This is a genomic window from Paenibacillus amylolyticus (assembly GCF_003719335.1).
Classification (GTDB): domain Bacteria; phylum Bacillota; class Bacilli; order Paenibacillales; family Paenibacillaceae; genus Paenibacillus; species Paenibacillus amylolyticus_D.
In genome coordinates this window covers 1-414 of record NZ_RIAS01000059.1, presented here as the reverse complement: position 1 = coordinate 414, position 414 = coordinate 1, and the positions used below count along the sequence as shown (strand labels likewise).

The 414-nt window shown below is 51.0% G+C and carries 1 tRNA gene and 1 rRNA gene; both read left to right on the top strand.

The annotated features are described in order from the left end of the window. Positions 1 to 93: 93 nt before the first annotated feature. Positions 94 to 210 (top strand): 5S ribosomal RNA (rrf, locus tag EC604_RS29625). Positions 211 to 244: 34 nt separating this feature from the next. Beyond that, a tRNA-Ile gene (locus EC604_RS29620) sits at positions 245 to 321 on the top strand. The last annotated feature ends 93 nt before the right edge of the window (positions 322 to 414 follow it).

The following is a 414-nucleotide window of genomic DNA, read 5'->3' as shown; positions in this document are numbered from 1 at the left end:
TCGTCTTCTGCAATGAAGACATTCAAATATGCAACTTAGTTGCAAAAACTTACTCACTCGTTGCTCAGTTTTGAGAGTTCAAACTCTCAAACGTTTGGTGGCGATAGCGAAGGGGTTCCACACGTTCCCATCCCGAACACGACCGTTAAGCCCTTCAGCGTCAATGGTACTTGGACCGCAGGGTCCTGGGAGAGTAGAACGTCGCCAAGCGTAACCCATCATGGGTTCAAAACTAATATAATGTGGGCCCTTAGCTCAGTTGGTTAGAGCGCACCTCTGATAAGGGTGAGGCCGGTGGTTCGAGTCCACCAGGGCCCACCATTTAAACATTTAAATAATGTATGGGGCCATAGCTCAGCTGGGAGAGCGCCTGCCTTGCAAGCAGGAGGTCAGCGGTTCGATCCCGCTTGGCTC